General features: G+C 40.4%; 19 protein-coding genes. 1 reads left to right on the top strand and 18 read right to left on the bottom strand.

Features of this window, described 5'->3' with window-relative positions; all coding sequences use genetic code 11:
- Positions 1–309: 309 nt before the first annotated feature.
- From ACQKFG_RS06505 to ACQKFG_RS06495, 3 genes are all read right to left on the bottom strand, one after another.
- On the bottom strand, positions 310–1,362 hold the full coding sequence (locus tag ACQKFG_RS06505; RefSeq protein ID WP_192205356.1) for an NAD(P)H-dependent glycerol-3-phosphate dehydrogenase: 1,053 nt from the start codon (positions 1,360–1,362) through the stop codon (positions 310–312).
- Between the two features lie 16 nt (positions 1,363–1,378).
- Positions 1,379–2,689, bottom strand: a complete 1,311-nt coding sequence (gene der / locus ACQKFG_RS06500; protein WP_192205357.1) for a ribosome biogenesis GTPase Der — start codon at positions 2,687–2,689, stop codon at positions 1,379–1,381.
- Between the two features lie 498 nt (positions 2,690–3,187).
- On the bottom strand, positions 3,188–3,808 hold the full coding sequence (locus ACQKFG_RS06495) for a YphA family membrane protein (protein ID WP_427557181.1): 621 nt from the start codon (positions 3,806–3,808) through the stop codon (positions 3,188–3,190).
- A gap of 111 nt (positions 3,809–3,919) precedes the next feature.
- Between ACQKFG_RS06495 and ACQKFG_RS06490 the strand changes: the two genes are divergently transcribed.
- Positions 3,920–4,051 carry a YpzI family protein gene (locus ACQKFG_RS06490; RefSeq protein WP_192205359.1) on the top strand — a complete coding sequence of 44 codons (132 nt, stop codon included), beginning with the start codon at positions 3,920–3,922 and terminating at the stop codon, positions 4,049–4,051.
- Positions 4,052–4,118: 67 nt separating this feature from the next.
- Here the strand turns inward: ACQKFG_RS06490 and fni are convergent, their stop codons facing one another.
- The 15 genes from fni to ACQKFG_RS06415 all read right to left on the bottom strand — a co-directional run bounded on the left by fni (position 4,119) and on the right by ACQKFG_RS06415 (position 18,302).
- A complete protein-coding gene (fni, locus tag ACQKFG_RS06485; RefSeq protein WP_342614113.1) occupies positions 4,119–5,171 on the bottom strand; it encodes a type 2 isopentenyl-diphosphate Delta-isomerase in 1,053 nt (350 codons plus the stop codon).
- A gap of 13 nt (positions 5,172–5,184) precedes the next feature.
- Positions 5,185–6,324, bottom strand: a complete 1,140-nt coding sequence (gene rpsA, locus ACQKFG_RS06480) for a 30S ribosomal protein S1 (RefSeq protein ID WP_192205361.1) — start codon at positions 6,322–6,324, stop codon at positions 5,185–5,187.
- 214 nt (positions 6,325–6,538) lie between these two features.
- Complete coding sequence (locus ACQKFG_RS06475) at positions 6,539–7,120, bottom strand: lysophospholipid acyltransferase family protein (protein ID WP_192208331.1); 582 nt, start codon at positions 7,118–7,120, stop codon at positions 6,539–6,541.
- A 2-nt stretch (positions 7,121–7,122) separates the two neighbouring features.
- Positions 7,123–7,797, bottom strand: a complete 675-nt coding sequence (gene cmk, locus ACQKFG_RS06470; protein WP_427557176.1) for a (d)CMP kinase — start codon at positions 7,795–7,797, stop codon at positions 7,123–7,125.
- 191 nt (positions 7,798–7,988) lie between these two features.
- Positions 7,989–8,174, bottom strand: coding sequence for a YpfB family protein (locus tag ACQKFG_RS06465; protein WP_192205363.1), 186 nt, complete (start codon positions 8,172–8,174; stop codon positions 7,989–7,991).
- A 66-nt stretch (positions 8,175–8,240) separates the two neighbouring features.
- Entirely contained in the window at positions 8,241–8,903 is a 663-nt protein-coding gene (locus tag ACQKFG_RS06460; RefSeq protein WP_427557173.1) for a flagellar brake protein, read from the bottom strand.
- Positions 8,904–9,063: 160 nt separating this feature from the next.
- Positions 9,064–10,419 (bottom strand): germination protein YpeB, encoded by a 1,356-nt coding sequence (gene ypeB, locus ACQKFG_RS06455; protein WP_427557170.1) that lies wholly within the window; start codon positions 10,417–10,419, stop codon positions 9,064–9,066.
- A 14-nt stretch (positions 10,420–10,433) separates the two neighbouring features.
- Positions 10,434–11,264: a spore cortex-lytic enzyme gene (gene sleB / locus ACQKFG_RS06450; protein ID WP_427558206.1), complete on the bottom strand. Its 831-nt coding sequence runs from the start codon at positions 11,262–11,264 to the stop codon at positions 10,434–10,436.
- 134 nt (positions 11,265–11,398) lie between these two features.
- A complete protein-coding gene (gene prsW, locus ACQKFG_RS06445) occupies positions 11,399–12,085 on the bottom strand; it encodes a glutamic-type intramembrane protease PrsW (protein WP_427557168.1) in 687 nt (228 codons plus the stop codon).
- Positions 12,086–12,182: 97 nt separating this feature from the next.
- A complete protein-coding gene (locus ACQKFG_RS06440; RefSeq protein WP_427557165.1) occupies positions 12,183–13,148 on the bottom strand; it encodes an asparaginase in 966 nt (321 codons plus the stop codon).
- Between the two features lie 27 nt (positions 13,149–13,175).
- Positions 13,176–14,144, bottom strand: coding sequence for a YpdA family putative bacillithiol disulfide reductase (locus ACQKFG_RS06435; protein ID WP_192205369.1), 969 nt, complete (start codon positions 14,142–14,144; stop codon positions 13,176–13,178).
- Between the two features lie 151 nt (positions 14,145–14,295).
- Complete coding sequence (locus ACQKFG_RS06430) at positions 14,296–15,573, bottom strand: Glu/Leu/Phe/Val family dehydrogenase (protein WP_192205370.1); 1,278 nt, start codon at positions 15,571–15,573, stop codon at positions 14,296–14,298.
- 254 nt (positions 15,574–15,827) lie between these two features.
- On the bottom strand, positions 15,828–16,403 hold the full coding sequence (locus ACQKFG_RS06425; protein ID WP_192205371.1) for a genetic competence negative regulator: 576 nt from the start codon (positions 16,401–16,403) through the stop codon (positions 15,828–15,830).
- A gap of 91 nt (positions 16,404–16,494) precedes the next feature.
- On the bottom strand, positions 16,495–17,388 hold the full coding sequence (locus tag ACQKFG_RS06420; RefSeq protein WP_427557160.1) for a MerR family transcriptional regulator: 894 nt from the start codon (positions 17,386–17,388) through the stop codon (positions 16,495–16,497).
- A gap of 98 nt (positions 17,389–17,486) precedes the next feature.
- Positions 17,487–18,302: a metallophosphoesterase gene (locus ACQKFG_RS06415; RefSeq protein WP_192205373.1), complete on the bottom strand. Its 816-nt coding sequence runs from the start codon at positions 18,300–18,302 to the stop codon at positions 17,487–17,489.
- Between the last annotated feature and the right edge of the window lie 7 nt (positions 18,303–18,309).

Genomic DNA, 18,309 nt, shown 5'->3' with positions numbered 1-18,309 from the left:
TACTTCGCAATTTTCATACCAAAAAAAATAGTCGATTTTTAACCAAAAACAAGGAAATTTGTAGAATGTTTTATGCAATACTGAATAAACTATTCAAATATTCATAAATTAAATGAAATCCGATGATTTTTTGACCATAAAAAAAAAGCAGAAGATATCTGGATATCTTCTGCTCATTTGACTAAATCCCCCGTGCCGAGGTCAAATTACTAGTTTACTTTCGTTGCATTGTATGCTGATACACGGCAAGGCGCATCATCAAATGCCTAATTTAATGAAATTCTTTTATGAAAACCAACAAATTGGAGGTTAATCCTGCTGCCTGCTATCCAATATGTTATAAAGTTCTTCCATCTCATTCGTTTTTGAACGATTCATCAAAAGGTCAACAGCCTTTTTCACTTCTTCCCCATTGAATAAAACATCGTACAAGGCTTCTGTGATCGGCATGTTCACTTCGTACTTTTGGGCTAGTTGATAGGCAGCTTTAGTGGTTCTGACACCTTCAACGACCATACCCATGTTTTCCAAAACTTCTTCAAGCTTTTGCCCTTTACCAAGCATATTCCCAGCTCTCCAATTACGGGAATGAACGCTTGTACAAGTGACGATCAAGTCGCCAATCCCAGCTAAACCTGAAAACGTTAGTGGGTTAGCCCCCATGGCCACCCCTAAACGGGATATTTCAGCCAATCCCCGTGTCATTAATGCCGCCTTGGCATTGTCCCCATAGCCTAAACCATCCGTAATGCCGGCAGCCAAAGCAATGATGTTCTTCAATGCCCCTCCGATTTCAACACCAACCATGTCCGGATTTGTATATACACGGAAATTATTATTGATAAAGATGTCCTGAACCCTTTCGGCAGCCTTCATATTCTTTGAAGAAACGGCAACTGTTGTCGGGTGACGGAGACTTACTTCTTCAGCATGGCTCGGTCCTGAAAGAACCACTATATCCTTAAGCCATTCAGACGAAGAGACTTCTTCGATCATTTCCGATATACGAAGCAGTGAATCAGGTTCAATTCCCTTACTCACATGAACGATTGTCAATGGTTTATCATGAACCTCTTCAATCTGACCAAGCACTTCCCTGTAGGCTTTGGTCGGAACTGCCAAAATAATTATTTCAATCCCGGCCAGCGCTTCCTTAAGGGAAGAATAACCTTTAATCCCCATAGGCAATTCAATCCCAGGCAAGTATTTTTCATTCGTATGATTTTGATTTATTTCATTGATTTGTTTCTGATTATGTCCCCACAATCTCACTTCATGCTGGTTATCGGCGATTACGAGCGCTAAAGCAGTTCCCCAGCTCCCAGCTCCAATCACTGCGATACTTTCTTTATCTTTCACCATGATATAACCACCTTTACTATTTTCTCTGGCGTCCAAAAATTCGTATTGGTGTTCCTTCAAAACCAAAGGCATCCCTAATTCGATTTTCTAAAAATCTCTCATATGAGAAATGCAATAACTCTGGATCGTTAACGAATACAACGAAAGTTGGCGGCTTGATTGCTACCTGAGTCGTATAATAAATTTTCAAACGGTTGCCATTATGAGTCGGTGTCGGATTCATCGCAACCGCATCCATGACCACTTCATTCAAGACATTTGTCTGAACCCGGATAGCATGATTCTCACTAGCCTGATCAATGACCGGTATTAAGGTATGTGTCCGTTTTTTCGTTAAGGCTGAAAGATAAATGATTGGCGCATAATCCAAGAATAGGAAATGGGCACGGATCTTTTCTTCAAAATCCTTCATCGTTTTTTCATCTTTCTCGATGGCATCCCACTTATTGACGACGATGATGACAGCCCTACCCGCTTCATGGGCATATCCGGCAATTTTTTTATCCTGCTCACGAATACCTTCTTCTGCGTTCAGGACCACAAGAACAACGTCTGAACGCTCAATTGCCCTTAATGCACGAAGTACGCTATATTTTTCCGTACTTTCATACACTTTACCTTTTTTCCGCATCCCTGCTGTATCAATAATGACATACTCTTTGCCATTATATTTATAAGGAGAGTCAATCGCGTCGCGAGTCGTACCTTCAATATCACTTACAATGACACGTTCTTCACCTAACAATGCATTGACCAGAGATGACTTACCCACGTTCGGTCTTCCAATCAAACTGAATTTAATGACATCATCAGCATAATCCTGGCCGCTGAAATTAGGGAAATGTTTGGCCGCTTCATCCAGAAGGTCACCAAGACCAAGTCCATGAGACCCGGAGATCGGGAATGGATCCCCAAAACCTAACGCATAGAAATCATAAATTTGATCTTTCATTTCTGGGTTATCAACTTTATTTACTGCAAGGACAACTGGCTTTCTCGATTTATAGAGTATCTTAGCTACTTCTTCATCAGCAGCCGTTACCCCTTCACGACCATTCGTCATAAAAATTATCACATCAGCTTCGTCGATGGCAATTTCAGCCTGCTGGCGAATTTGTTCCAGGAACGGCTCGTCACCGATATCAATTCCACCTGTATCAATTATGTTAAAATCATGTGTCAACCATTCACCAGAACTATAAATCCTGTCCCGGGTTACTCCAGGAACGTCTTCGACAATCGAAACCCGTTCTCCAACTATTCTATTAAAGATTGTCGATTTTCCCACGTTCGGACGACCGACTATCGCAATTACCGGTTTTGGCATTGCTATTCACCCTTTCTGCTACTATATCTCTGTCAAAGTCACGAAATTCATGAATGCATTTATAACGGTTGCTTTGCATTATTGATTTTCATCATTTCCTTTTAAAGGAAAAGGCTGTATCCATCATCATTTAAAGGAATCTTTCATCAGTAAGAAAATCCTAACTGATGTTCAGTTAAACTCATCAAGTATTCACGGGCAGTTTGTCCACTTGACGCCCCGGTTCCTAATGTGACGTGAAGCAGAACCCCTACATGCACAAACTTGATTATAAACAGCCCAAAAAAATGAAGAAAGCTTCGACATACGGCTTCCTCTTAAATTGTTTAGAGCATTTTACGATTTATCTACAGACCTCTAACTATCCTATAGTAACAAATTTCTCGCGAATCAACAATGATTGTATGAATAAAAGCCTTCTAATTCCAATTGGTTCCAATTATACTTCTGCCTTTTGATAAAGCGGCTAATACCCCATATCATTTTTCACCATACTCTTCATTGATTAAAATTCTCTTTTCCTTGTTTCGATAAAAATTTCGATTGGGATATTAAATAAATGTATTGGCCAACCATTTCCAACATTCTCCACAATATGTTTGTGCCCAATACCAGAACTGCATTATCATGCCATGCGTAAGCAAGGGCCACATAAGGTAAAGAGTGGTAAGCAAGTAATCCAGAATATATGATATCTCCCATCATCAGCCCAATTAAAAGGACGAACAATCGATGTTTCCAATTTTTAAAAAGTAATAGGATAAGATAATTCAGGAAAATACACAAAAGATAAGAGGGCTTCATGATTAGCCATATCGGATCAAGTAAAGAAAATAGTTGAAAGCTGGCATAAGCGAGAGTGATAATAAGACTTCCGCTGATCAGTTCCATCATCTTGATGATTGATTTCTTCCTAATATATACACACAGTATAAAGAAAAGGTATGGACCGCTCAAATGAACGGAAACCAATGGAGTCTCCAATTTATAGCCCGCTAATACCATAACGGCTAATAGATGAAAAAGAAAATCAAAACGAAAGGGAACCGTTTTCGGAATAAAAAACATGCCAATGACCCAAACTATCCATGAAATCCAATAAAATATAATTCCATCCATGCAGTGTCCCCCTTTTAGGAACATTATGGCTGGTTTATTCAAAGTATAAACATAAAGCACGGCATTTAATGAGGAAAAACTTCCCCTTATCAATTAAAAGGAGGTGTGAACATGGGAAAAGATCGGCAAGAGAAGAAATTGAAAGAGAGTAAACGCGTGGAGTCTGACAGGGACCAATCACTGGGTCATAAAGGAGCAACAAGGATGGAAGGACCTGAAGAGGCACGAAAAAGGAATAGTTAAGTCTATCCCTAAACAAAAAGAAGCATCTCAATTTCGTTTCAATTGAGATGCTTCCTTTTTTGGTCATTCATTTAGCATATGCTGAACAATCAATGCCTCTTTGAGATAACCAATGATAGGTATTTCCTTTGATGACTAATTTCGATTTCCTTAGTTCTGGGATATTACCGCACCCGAGTGCAGTCATGATGACCTTCAAATCTTCATGTATGTAATGTATTTCTTTAATCAATTGTTCCAAGCCCAACTCTTTATAGATTTTGAGGAAATGTCCGGCCAACCCGACTCCTTTGGCTCCTAATGCCAGGCTTTTTGTAATTTCCAAAGGGCTTTGAATGCCACCAGACCCAATGACTGAAAGCTGTGGTGAAACATTAACGGCTTCGACAATCGAAGCGGCTGTCGGTATGCCCCATTCATTAAAATATCCGAGTATTTTTGCTCGTCTTTCATTCTCGATTTTAGCAAAATTCGTTCCGCCAAACCCGCCTACATCAATGATCGAAACACCCACGGAATGTAATTGCCGCGCCGTTTCCATACTCATCCCAAATCCAACCTCTTTTACGATGACAGGAATTCCGATCGTACTGTTGATTTTTTCTATTCTCGAAAGGGTACCCGCAAAATCCCTGTCCCCTTCAGGCATCGTCAATTCTTGAATGACGTTAATATGAATCTGAAGGGCATTGGCCCCGATCATTTCGCTTGCCCGCTTAGCCTGTTCGACTGTTGCTTCACCACCGAGATTACCAATCAACACACCATCAGGATTTTCCTTCCTTACAACTTTAAAAGAAGCTTGCTGGGCGGAATCCTTGATGGCTGCCATTTGCGATCCTACCGCCATGGCGATTCCTGTTTCCCGTGCCGCAATGGCTAGGTCACCATTCAATTTTTCGGTTTCAGGTCCTCCGCCTCCGGTCATGGCATTTATAAAAATTGGCGAACTTAATTCAAGTTCGCCAACTTCTGCTGTGAGGTTCACATTATTCAAGGAAATACCTGGTAAGCTTTGGTGAATAAACGAAATATCTTCTAGCCCGGTTTTATGTTGCTGTCCTGTCTTTAGCGCAAATTCTATATGATCTAATTTTCGTTGTTTTCTCTCCAAGGCCATCACCATTATTATTTTATTTTAGTTTTTTCAATTGATCACCGATCATTTCACCTAGCTGAAAGCCCTTCGATTCCTCTGGGAGCTCATAATCTGATGTGTTGTAATTGGACTGAGGTTCTTCAAGTTCCTTAATACTCAATGATAGACGTTGATCCGTTTCATTGACTTCCAGCACTTTCACTTTGACAGACTGGCCTTCTTTAAGTACTTCCTGCGGGGTGGCAATATGCTTGTGCGATATCTGTGAAATATGGACAAGTCCTTCTACCCCTGGAAAAATCTCCACGAAAGCACCGAAAGAAACAAGGCGTTTCACGGTACCTTCCAGTGTAGAGCCTTTGGCCGCTTTATCTGCAATTCCTGCCCAAGGTCCCGGAAGGGTATCCTTAATGGAAAGTGAAATCCTTTCATTATCACGATCGATGGATAGCACTTTCACCTGTACCTTATCCCCTTCGGAAACGACATCGGATGCCTTGTCGACATGCTGATGGGAAAGCTGGGAAATGTGGACAAGGCCGTCTACGCCCCCAATATCCACGAATGCACCAAAATCAGTAATCCTTTGGACCAAGCCCTCAAGCACTTGCCCGCTTTCAATCTTATCCAAAACGTTTGCTTTTTGCTTTTCCTTTTGGTCTTGGACCACTGCCCGATGTGAGAGGATTAAGCGATTCTTGTCTTTCTCAAGCTCAACGATCTTGAATGTTAAAGTTTTGTTTTTGTAATCAGAAAAGTCTTCAACGAAATAGTCTTCTACTAGAGAAGCTGGAACAAAACCACGTACGCCTAGATCTACAACGAGCCCGCCTTTGACGACATCTTTAACTTCTGCCTCAAATACGTCTCCATTTTCAAATTTCAATTCCAGGTCATCCCATGCTTTAAGAGCATCAATTTTACGTTTTGATAGAATGAGAGCTTCTTCTTCGACTTTAATGACTTCCAACTCCAATGCATCACCTTCCGAAACGGCATCTGACGCCTTTTCGACATGCAGGCTTGAAAGCTCACTGATGGGTATGATTCCATCCGTCTTGCTGTTTTCCACATCGACCATGACCTGTTTTTCTTCTACCTTTGAAACGGTTGCCCTAACTTGATCCCCAACTTTGTAATTGTTCACTTCTACCTGGTTCATATCTTCTGTCATTACTAACTCCTCCTTAACCCATGACTGATCAGCAAATTTCCTCTTCATCGGCCACATATTTTATTTAAAGTGGTTCAATAAAAACACTTTCCTAATAAAGATAAAAACAGTTTTTTTAGAGTAATAAAGTTATATTCCTTTTCATCTGCAATAAGGAACAATACCCTTATTTTATAAATTCTAACAAAATCAGAAAATTGTCAAGTATGAAGGACTATTTATGCTCGGAAATCAATTTCCGAATATGGTCCATGATGATTTTTGTAGCTTCATCAGCTGATATTTTCTGTTCGCGATATTCGGTAAAATTTATTGGAGGACCGTAAACGACTTTCAACGGACGCAAAAATTTATAAGGGCCGATGATTGCACACGGTATGATAACGGCATCAGAACGCAACGCGAAAAATCCAGCCCCCGCCAAACCTTCTCCCAATTCACCAGTTTTGCTTCTGGTTCCCTCTGGAAACAGACCAATCGCCTTGCCTTCCTTCAAAAGCTTCAAACCTTTTCTAAGGGATTCCCGATCGCTATTGCCCCGCTTCACGGGAAATGCATTTACTCTTGGTAATATACCCTTTAAAATAGGTGCTTGAAACAACTCTTCTTTCGCCATGAAATGGATATCCCTTGGAGATGTCATGCCAACTATGGGCGGATCCAGATTATCAATGTGATTGGCACAGATCAATACTCCGCCCTCTTTAGGGAAATGTTCCTTTCCGAGCGCTTTAACCCTAAACGAAGGCATTAAAATGCCTTTTACTACGTTCTTGGCAAATGTGTAAAAATCCAATGTCATCTTTTCCTCTCTTCTATTAAAGACATGATTCTTTCTGCAACTTCCTGAATCGATAATGAAGTCGTATCGATTTCGATAGCATCCGCCGCCTTTTTCAGTGGCGATACTTCGCGTTCGGAGTCCAGTTTGTCCCTTGTTGCGATTTCTTCCCTTAATTTTTCGATATCTGATGGAAAACCTTTCGATATATTTTCCTGATGCCTCCTCTGTGCCCTTTCATCCACAGAAGCGATTAGAAAAACCTTTACTTCGGCGTTCGGCAAAACATGCGTACCGATGTCCCTGCCATCCATGACGACACCGCCATTTTCACCAAAGATTTGCTGCCTGCGAACCAATTCTTCCCGGATACTCCGGTGCTTCGCCACTTCCGAAACGGAACCGGTCACTTCATTGTTCCTGATTTGGGCTGTCACGTCCTCATTATCCAAGAACACCAGCTGTCCGTTTTCACTAGGTCTTAATTCGATTTCAGTATTGATGAGAACTTTTGATAATGCTTGTTCATCATCAAGAAGAATCTTTTGATTAAGGGCCTTATAGGTAAGGGCCCTGTACATTGCTCCTGTATCCACATATATGTAATTGAACTTTTCTGCGACAATTTTAGCAACCGTGCTTTTTCCAGCAGCAGCTGGTCCATCGATTGCGACTGATAATTTTTTTTCCATAAATCCTCCCAAGAATCCTACAATCATGCTGATTATTTAGTACCCTTTCATTTTATCACAACTAACGGGAAAATCATTAATAAAAGGGATGTGCACTTTCAAAATAAACTTTGTTCTTTTTTTGATCGCTACAGCCATCAACGTTATTCTTTACCTGTAAATCTTCATACAAAAAAAGCGGATCACCGCTTTTACTTTTGGGTCCCATTGAATGTTTCAATGATTTTCGTATAATTATTGCTGGTGACACCTTCATACCTTGAGAGCTTGGTCAAATCAAAGATTTGATCCTCCCTGCTCAAAAGGAACTGGAAAACAAATAAGCAGGCCAATTGGATGATGATCACTTTAATTAATAGTCTTTCAAATGTTTTCATAAGCCGCACCCTCCATCCGTTTATATTAGCAGTATGGATGGAATCGCTGTTTTTCATTCAATCTTGTTAAACATACAAGCCTTTTTTCTTTAAATCCACCTGCTTTTCAAATATAAATCTCATTAATGTCTGTACATCCTTTTTTGCAGGTTCAAGAAATTGGACGTGCAGCAGCATATTTCCATGCTTTTTCTCCGTTACGCGAATGACTTTGCTTTTCAGCCTTAAATAATGAATCTCACCTGATTTTAACGTAAGCGCCACCCACAGGTATAATTGCGAAACCGATTGAATATCAGTGCCTTTTAAAAGCCTTATCGAAGCTCCGCCCGCACTGATATCCTCAGTTAATGCGCGAAAAGGGGAAAACTCGGAATGTTCTGGATGAATGGCTGTATCCAAGGTTACATCCAGGCGCACGTATTGCCTCCGTTGGATTTTCACAAACGTTCCTGATTCGGGCAGCAATAGCTGCATCATGGGTATTCTCCCTTTCACTTTTCCAAGCACTTCTGAATCGAATACATAAACTGCCTGCTCTTCATTGGTAAATGTGACGTTGAACTGTGCCCCATCCATGAGAAATGCAATTTTTCCAGTCCCGACATTGATGGGAAAGTCGGTATAGACATAACCCGGTCCCATTTCGACAACCATACAATTGAACTTTTCTTTCTGTTGAGAGTATTTCGGTTCAAGCATTAATATATCCCCAATTTTAACCATCATCATCCACGTCCTTTTTGATCGGAAGGAAACTGCATAATATTACCTGTTATTTTCCCAAATAATCCAATATTCATTTAATTTATTATGTCATGAAATAAGAAAAAGGGAAAGTGACTAAGCACATTTCCCTACAACCAATGATTCATGACAATAGTTTAAATTAAATTATATTCTCGTATACCGGTTCGGAATTCTTTAATTTTTCCACCTTTTCTTCTTGACCGGTATCTGCATTAATAAAAATACGGTAGGTATCATCTTTGATCGTACCGAGAAATTCATAACAAAGAACTTCTTCACCAATATCATTGATGATTAACGCCTTTCCTTCTTCCATTATTTTTACATTATTGTTGATTTTGTCTTTAGCTTCTTTCTCGGATATATTCGGATTCCCTATTTCCCTGGTTTTATGTGATTTTAAATACTCGTCGGCTGAAAACCCTATAACGGATCCATCATCCAATGCAATTTTGACCTTGACTGAATCTGGGTAAATCTTGACGCCATTTTCTGATGTTACGAAATTCAATAATGCGATATTATCGTATTGAGCACTCTCAAATAATTCAAGTGAACTGAAATCATGTTCCTTTAAAAATTCTTCGGCTTTTGTATAGGCTTGATTCAAATCAATATTTGTTTTGTTCACGTCCCTATTATTGATATACCAAATGGGGTAGCCGCCTTTTTTTGTCAAATCCATATTCAATTCGGTATCGGAATCTTTATCGAGGATGCTCACACTATAAAATCCAAAATCGGAACCCTTTCCGTTCTCTTCCACATTCACCTTCAAATTCTTGCTTTTTGAGTGTGCATAGTTTTTTGCCGTGGCAATTGCTTCTTTTTTTGTAATGGTTTTACCTTGCAAATTTTTGAAATTTTCATCCCTCTGTTGTGCAGAAGTAAAGGTCGGATTCATCTCATTCGTTTCCCCGTACCCAGATACTTTTTTCTCTACAGTCTTTAATCCATCGATGATCGTGTTATCAGAATTTTCTTTCCCTGATGCAAGAGCCATTTCGACATCCATCCATCTTAAATTGTTTTTAAGGACTAGATACTGCACTTTTCTTAACTCGCCCTGGATATCGCCTGCCTGTGTGTACAAGGATTGTAGAGTCGCATATTCCTTATCATTCAATGGTTCTTTTTCAAGGTCACGTACCGCTGTTTTATAACTGAAGTCCGCAATCTTGGATAAAAATTCCTCTGTCTTATTAAAAGGAAGCAAGGTCAATGGCAACTGCCCGACATCACTTTGGGCTTCTGAAGTGATACGCCAAACATCTGTTAAAGCCGGACTTAATGAATAACGTGAATTCATAGCCAAAGTACTGCCGACCTTATCATGCAATATATCCACTTGATAGCTTAAATCATGAAAGGCTCGCTGATACGTATTTTCCGCGTTGATTAATACTGCATTTTTTTCCTTATGCTCTTGATAGCCCCAGAATGCAGTTCCCGCAACAACTACAACAAGCAGGGCAATCACTATATTCCTGATCATTTTCCTTCACCTCTTTACTTACAAAAGATATGTTTTCCGATTCTTTTAATTTGTTCCCTTGACCAGATCCATTTACTTGTTGCTGTATCGGGATTAAAGTAATATTCTGCATTACCGCTTGGATCCCACCCGTTGATGGCGTCCACCACGGCTTCTTTCGCCCTTTCGTTCGGTGTCAGCCAAATCTGCCCATCCGCAACAGCCGTAAAGGCCCCAGGTTCAAAAATCACTCCCGAAATGGTATTAGGAAAGGCAGCACTTTCCACCCTATTCAGAATTACTGCTGCAACAGCAACCTGACCAGTATATGGCTCCCCTCGTGCCTCTCCATAAACGGCATTGGCCATCAGCTGAATATCGTTTTGAGAATATCCTCCTGGAAGATTGGCTGATGTCGTAGTTTTGGAAGGGGCCTTACCGGTAGCGGCCCCTCCGGAAGTAGATTTATTTCCTTTCGCTTTTACCTGTTTTTCAATGGGGACTCCCCCATAATAGGTGAACTCGTTCCCTTTATTGATCTGTTCGTGAACAAATTGTTTATTGAAATTAGACGCATTCGTCAACTTCTGTTTTGTTGTTGTACCCGCCAAACCATCGATTGGAAGCCCGTAATCTTGTTGAAAGTTTCGAAGTGCCCAATAAGTGCCCCATCCATAGGCTCCATCAATCTTTCCTTTATAGTAACCGATGTTTTGCAGGCGTGCCTGCAGCTCAATTACATCATCTCCAACCGCACCCTTTTGAATGACTTGGCCCGAAAAGGCATTTGTTCTTGTTTCCGGGTAAATTACGAAACAAATAGTTATACACGAAAACAGCAAAAGCCATTTCCATTTTGACGAAATTCCTTTCATCAAAAACACTCCTCTTTTTCTTGAATTAATGTAATTCTATTTTCTTCTTTACCGATCTTTTTATTCCCAACATAAAAAAAACGGAGCGGGCAAAATATGCCAGCACTCCGTTTTGATAGTATTCGTCATTTGCTAAGGTAATGATTTTGTGAAAGTTTTTTTGCGTGAAAGTCAGACAACAAACGTGCTTTCTTTACTTTTTTCATGCCTAACCACCATAGATAAACCATGAATGGCATAATAAAGTACACCCAAAATTTTTGGGAAACTAAAATATAATCGTAAACCCCATGTAACGAAATCGGTATAATCAATGCCAATAATAAATAGACCCTATTATTCGAAGCCGAAAATTTCGCCTTGCCCAAATAATATCCCATGATCACACCGAACAAAGCATGACTGGATACAGGTAGTACCGCCCTGAGAAAAGCGTGTTCCACCCCGTTGGCCAACAGGTACAAAATATTCTCCATTGTGGCGAATCCAAGGGAGACTGCAGCTCCGTAAACAATCCCATCATATGGCTCATCGAATGCCACATGCTGATAAATAACATAAATGAGTATGAACCACTTGAAGAATTCCTCAAGCAGTGCAGCCCATAAAAAAGCATTTGCTAAATCAGTATCCAGGATATGTTCGGTTTCGAGCACATACTGTATGAACATAATCGGCAATACAAGAAATACACCGAATAAAAATGTTTTGACCACAACCGATATCGGTTCGGTTTCATATTGATCTTTCAAATAGAAATAGCTCAGTAGCGCCAATCCTGGCGCAATAGCCGCTGACAACATGACCAGCATTAGCTGACCCTCTTTTCATCTTCTTTTCCTTAATCGTACCATGGAATGAAGAAAAACTGAATCCAAGAATCAAGTCTTCCAAATTTTATTTTATCCTTCAGTACTTAAAGAAGGTCTCATCTATATCGTTCTCGCTTGCCAGCATGACAGCTAACTTGATTCGAGCCTTCTTGCTGTCATAATCAGCACCTAATATCACACCGCGTTGTTTTAAATCAAATGCGCTGCCTTCATAATCATAAGCGGGGTAAACCTTTCCTTCTTCTGCACTTGTGGTCATGATGATCGTAATTCCTTTATCGATTGCAGCTTGTATGGAAGTAACCATTACAGGGGTAACTTGTCCCCTTCCTACACCCTCGAGCACAATTCCTTTCGCACCGTTTGCAACCGCAGCATCAATAAAGAGGCCATCAGCTCCTGTATGGCACTTGATGATATCCACCCTTGGGATAAGATTCTGAATATCATAACACTCCCTATGCAAAGGTTTTTGATAGATGCTGACGACATCATTGTCAATTATCCCCAAATACCCATAGCCAAAAGATTCGAACCCCTGCAAATTGGAAGCATGAACTTTTTTGACATACTTTGCAGAATAGATCCGCTCATTAAAAACGACCACTACACCAACATCCCTAATAAGATCACTTGCAGCGCATAAAATCGAATTCCTTAGATTGGAATATACATCTGTGCCCACCTCTTGAGGAGATCGTTGGGATCCGGTTAATACGATAGGTCGTTGATCCTTACTCGTGACATCAAGGAAATAAGCCGTTTCCTCAAGTGTATCCGTACCGTGGGTCACGACGATTCCCGTAACATCCGGATCCTCCAATTCCTTTTGAATGGCTGATTTAAGCTGTAGCATTTTCTCAAAGGACATGGACATGCTTGAAATCTGGAAAAGGTCAACCACTTTAACCTCAATATCTTTGGGCAATTCGCAAAGTGCTGCCAGCTCATGGCCAGTCAATGCACCAGAGGCCAACATACCATTCACAGTTTCTTTACTGGCAATAGTCCCACCAGTGGTTATTAATGATATTTTTTCCATACGGTCACTGCTCCTCATTTAAATAATTCACTTTTCTTTAACAGCCAAATGATAGGCAATCAATCCACCATGAAACCTGCCGTTCTCGATGAAGATTTCGTTCGCATTATTTCCGGCTGCCAGAACCCCTGCAATATAAAGACCCTTAACGTTCGTCTCCATCGTTTCCTCGTTATATGCGGGCCTTCCAGTCTCCTTATCAATAGTAATGCCCATTGATGCTAAAAAGGAATGGTCAGGATGGTAACCGGTCATTGCAAATACAAAATCATTTTTAATGACTTTTTCCTCATCCCCCACATGATAGATGACGCTGTCTTCCGTTATCCTGTCAACATTTGCATTAAATTCCATCTTGATGGTTCCATTGCGGACTAATGATTCAAATTCAGGAAGAATCCAAGGTTTGATACTTGGAGAGTAATCCGAGCCTCTATAAAGGACTGAAACCCTTGCACCTGATTTGACCAATTCCAGAGCTGCATCCACACTTGAGTTTTTGCCCCCGATGACTGCAACATCACAATTGAAGTAGGGATGGCCCTCCTTGAAGTAATGAAACACTTTAGGGAGCTGTTCACCCGGTATGCACATATAATTAGGATGATCATAGTAACCGGTCGATATGATCACATGCAAAGCTGTATACTCCCCTTTGGATGTCTTGACTAAAAACTTCCCATCTTCTCGTTTCTCCACCTTTTCCACTTTTTCGAATTTATTGACCCGCAATTCCTTCCTTCTGACTACCTCCCTATAATAGGCTAGCGCCTGATTGCGGACCGGTTTACGGTTTTCGATTATAAAAGCAATATCACCAATCTCAAGTTTTTCACTCGAACTGAAAAATGTTTGATGTGTCGGATAACGGTAAATGGAATCAACCACATTGCCTTTTTCAATGACCAAGGACTGTATTCCCACTTCTTTAAGAGCGATCGCAGCAGCCAATCCGCAAGGGCCCCCACCTATGATAATGACTTCTTCAACATTCATCTTTATTCCACTGCCTTTCCATGCACTATGTAATTCGTTCGTCTAAAAATAAAAACTCCTATCAATACATGATAGGAGTTTTTACAAATCATTTCAATGATAATGCAATGAACATGATTTTAACTATAAATCAATACTTGATTTGAATCTTTTAGATCCAACCACGGAAGCGAGAAGCTTCAGCCATTTTTCTTACGCCAATCATATAAGCTGCTAGACGCATATCAACACGTCTTGATTGTGCAAGTTCATAAATGTTATTAAAAGATTTTACAAGGATTTTTTCCAGCTTTTCGTCAACTTCTTCTTCAGACCAGTAATACCCTTGATTATTTTGTACCCATTCGAAGTAAGAAACCGTTACACCGCCCGCAGAAGCAAGGACATCAGGAACAAGCAGGATTCCGCGATCCGTTAGGATTTGTGTCGCTTCAATCGTTGTAGGTCCGTTAGCTGCTTCGACAACGATCGATGCTTTGATATCAGCAGCATTTTCTTCAGTGATTTGGTTTTCAATTGCAGCCGGAACTAAAATATCACATTCCAATTCAAGCAGTTCTTTATTTGAAATTGTGGTTTTAAACAATTTCGTTACAGTTCCGAAACTATCTCTCCGATCGAGAAGATAATCGATATCCAATCCTTCAGGATCATGAAGAGCACCATATGCATCAGAAATCCCAATAACTTTAGCACCTGCGTCATGCATGAATTTAGCTAAGAAACTACCTGCGTTACCAAAACCTTGAATGACTACCCGTGCACCTTTAATATCGATGCCGCGCTTCTTGGCAGCTTCATTGATACAAATCGTCACACCCTTGGCAGTGGCTGATTCACGGCCATGAGAACCACCAAGCACTAGCGGTTTACCCGTAATGAATCCTGGCGAGTTGAATTCATCCATACGGCTGTATTCATCCATCATCCAAGCCATGATTTGGGAATTCGTAAATACATCAGGTGCCGGGATATCTTTAGTCGGCCCCACGATTTGGCTAATTGCGCGAACATAGCCCCGGCTCAGCCTTTCAAGTTCACGGAATGACATATTACGAGGATCACAAACGATACCGCCTTTACCGCCGCCGTATGGCAAATCAACGATACCGCATTTCAAGCTCATCCAAATGGATAATGCCTTCACTTCACGTTCCGTTACATTCGGGTGAAAACGGATACCACCTTTTGTAGGCCCAACAGCATCATTATGCTGTGCACGGTAACCCGTGAAAATTTTAACCGAGCCATCATCCATGCGGACCGGTATCTTCACCGTTAATAAACGCAATGGTTCCTTCAACAGCTCAAAAACTTCTTCCGGGTAACCCAGCTTATCCAAAGCTTTATGTATTACAGTTTGGGTAGACCTCAATACGTCGTGTTTTTCTTCTTCATTTACATGGCTATTGCCTTTTGCCGATTCCATTGAAAGTACCTCCTAGAAAATCTCCATATATAAAATTATAATGTACAAATAGTCCTCTTCATGTGCTAGTATACACCTTCGTTACATTAATGCAAGAGTAAAAATGGGAATTTAAAAGTTGGAAATATTCTAAAAATGAAAACGTTATCATATCAACTGTTTTCTCACTCTTTTAGCGTATATTTTCTTCGGCGGAAAGTTGAGACAAAAAAGGCAAACCACATTGTTTTTACCATAATGTGGCTGCCTTTTCATCAGCTAAAATGTGTGAGCAAAACATGTATCGCTTCATTTTCTATTATACAAGTTCCATATTCATTGATGCGGCTTAGTGTCAATGTAGATGCATGGCCATACTCAGCAGCTAAAGATATGACCGTGTCATAGGTCGTGTCTTTAACATTTTCGATAAGCAAATAGTATCTTCCCTCAAAATGATAAAGAGTACTATTAAGCAATCCTTGAAAAGATAATCTACGACATAATTGGACGATATCTTCAAAGTCACTGAAAACATACAGGATATGGGGGAAGTCATCTATTTTCACTTGTAAATCCAAGAATTCCTCTTCGTCAGTCAATAATTCCTCTTCGTCCTTTGTCACAATGATTATCAACCCTTGTGCAGGCAAAGAGAAAATTTCAATTGCAATGGAGCCACTCATTTTAAAGCTGAGTTCTTCGCACGCTTCCTCGACCATATCCTGAAATAGCTTGTGGACCTTTAAGGAATTCCCTAAAATATCTTCTTTTGTTATGCCTCTATCAATTAAATCATCAAGGGTCAAAAAAATCTTGATTTTATTATTAGTTAATCGCTCCAGCTTCATAAAAAAATGCCCCCTGGTTACCATCTTCATACATCATATGAAGCCTTGGTCGCAGGGTGCATATCCATTATTTCTCTTAAGCAGGCCGCCCTTAACCTTTCAGCCATTCCTCCCATTTCGACTGCGTGTCCCCCATTAAAACTCCGCTGAAAGCCGTACGGTTTTCAGCGGAAATGAAGCTTAGCGCCGCACCGCCAAGACCCACCTTCAAATCCGGGAAATCCTTTATTAATGTTTCAACCAGCCTAAATGTTCCATCAAGATTCTCTTTCAGTGAACATGACATGAATAGGTAAGTAGGTTTTATGATGTTTAAAACGGCAAGAAGGTCATTATCAGCAATGGATTCACCTAAATAAATGGTTTCATACCCTTTCCTCTTCAAAAAAACGGTAAAGACCAACAGTCCAAATTCATGTTTTTCACCGGGAGCACAAACAGTAAGGGCTTTCGGCAGAAAACCATTAGTCGGAATGGTATGCATAACTGAACTGATCCTGGATTTCAGGATGTTCGAAGCAAAGTGTTCATGAGCAGAAGTAATTTCTCCCCTTTCCCACTTATCCCCAATCTGAACCAATATGGAGCCAAGTACATCAACTATGGTTTGTTCGATGGTATACATACTGAATGCTTGGCTTATCAGCATATGAGCTTTATTTTCATTGAAATTCAATAGAGCTTCGATTAATTCTTCCGATAACTTAATCGCTTGTTCATTCTTTCGGTTCGTTTCAGGAACTCCAGGAGCTAGAGTGCCAGTACTTTCGAGAAGTGAAACGGCTTGGCTTATTGTAAAACCTTGCTTTGTTTTATTGATGAGCCACTTAAGGATTTGCAGATGTTTTTCAGTATACAGACGGTGCCCCGATTCATTCCTGACAGGCTCGATAAATTTATAGCGCCTTTCCCAAGCCCTAAGGGTTCCCGACTGAATGTCCAGCAGTTTTGAAACTGCCTTTATATTATATTTACCTTCTTGCATGGTTTTACAAGGCCTCCAATAACTGTACGATCATTTGTTGAAATTATAGTGGATTTTTCATGGTCTGTAAAATTCCGATATGTTCGATTAATAGCAGCCTAATAGGTCTTTTCCTCAGCTTCGCCTATTTTAGTGTCTTTCCCCCTTTTCAGGGTGAAGAGGTGCGTTTCCGGCTTTGCCTCGAGCCTTAATGGCACTGCGCTTGTCCCATAACCATTACTCGTCATATATAAACAGTCCCCCTCTTTTTCAATGCTGCCGATCTGATAGGGCCCGAATCCGAATATACGAATCTGCCCGCCATGGGTGTGACCTGACAGGACAAGACTAATATGGTGTTCCGGGGTCAACTGTTTCTTGACCAATGGATTATGGCTCACCAAAATACGAAAGTCTTCATTCCCGCAATCCGACAAGGCAAGGTCAAGCCTATCACGTTCTTCCGATATATCATCAATGCCCAGAAGAGCGATTTTGCTGCCATTTTGAGACTCAAAAGAAACAGCTGTATTATCAAGGATTTTCACACCATGTTTCAAAAGAGTCGCATCCAGTTCATGGAAGTCTCCTTCATAATCATTATTACCCCAAACAAAATAAAGGGGACCAAGTTCTTTTAGTTTCAATATATTTTTTTCTACACGCTCTAAGGGAACACCGCTTTCCCTAATGTCACCGCCGATTATCACCAAATCTGCCTTGTCACGAGATTCCTCAATTAATTTATCCGCAACGATCCTCCGATGAAGATCGGATATAAAAAAGATCCGAACATCTCCAAAGCCTTCAGGAAAGTCTTTAAAATATAAGTCTTGATAAATCACCCTATCTTGCATAGCCGTACGCCACATGTAAATGATCGTGGCAAATGACAGCATAATGATGACTAAAAATAATCCAGATAACCATAACATCTAAGTT

It is taken from the genome of Peribacillus sp. NPDC076916, assembly GCF_050269675.1.
Lineage (GTDB): Bacteria > Bacillota > Bacilli > Bacillales > DSM-1321 > Peribacillus > Peribacillus aracenensis.
Note: the sequence above shows the minus strand (reverse complement) of the source record. Positions and strands in the feature narration are given on the sequence as shown.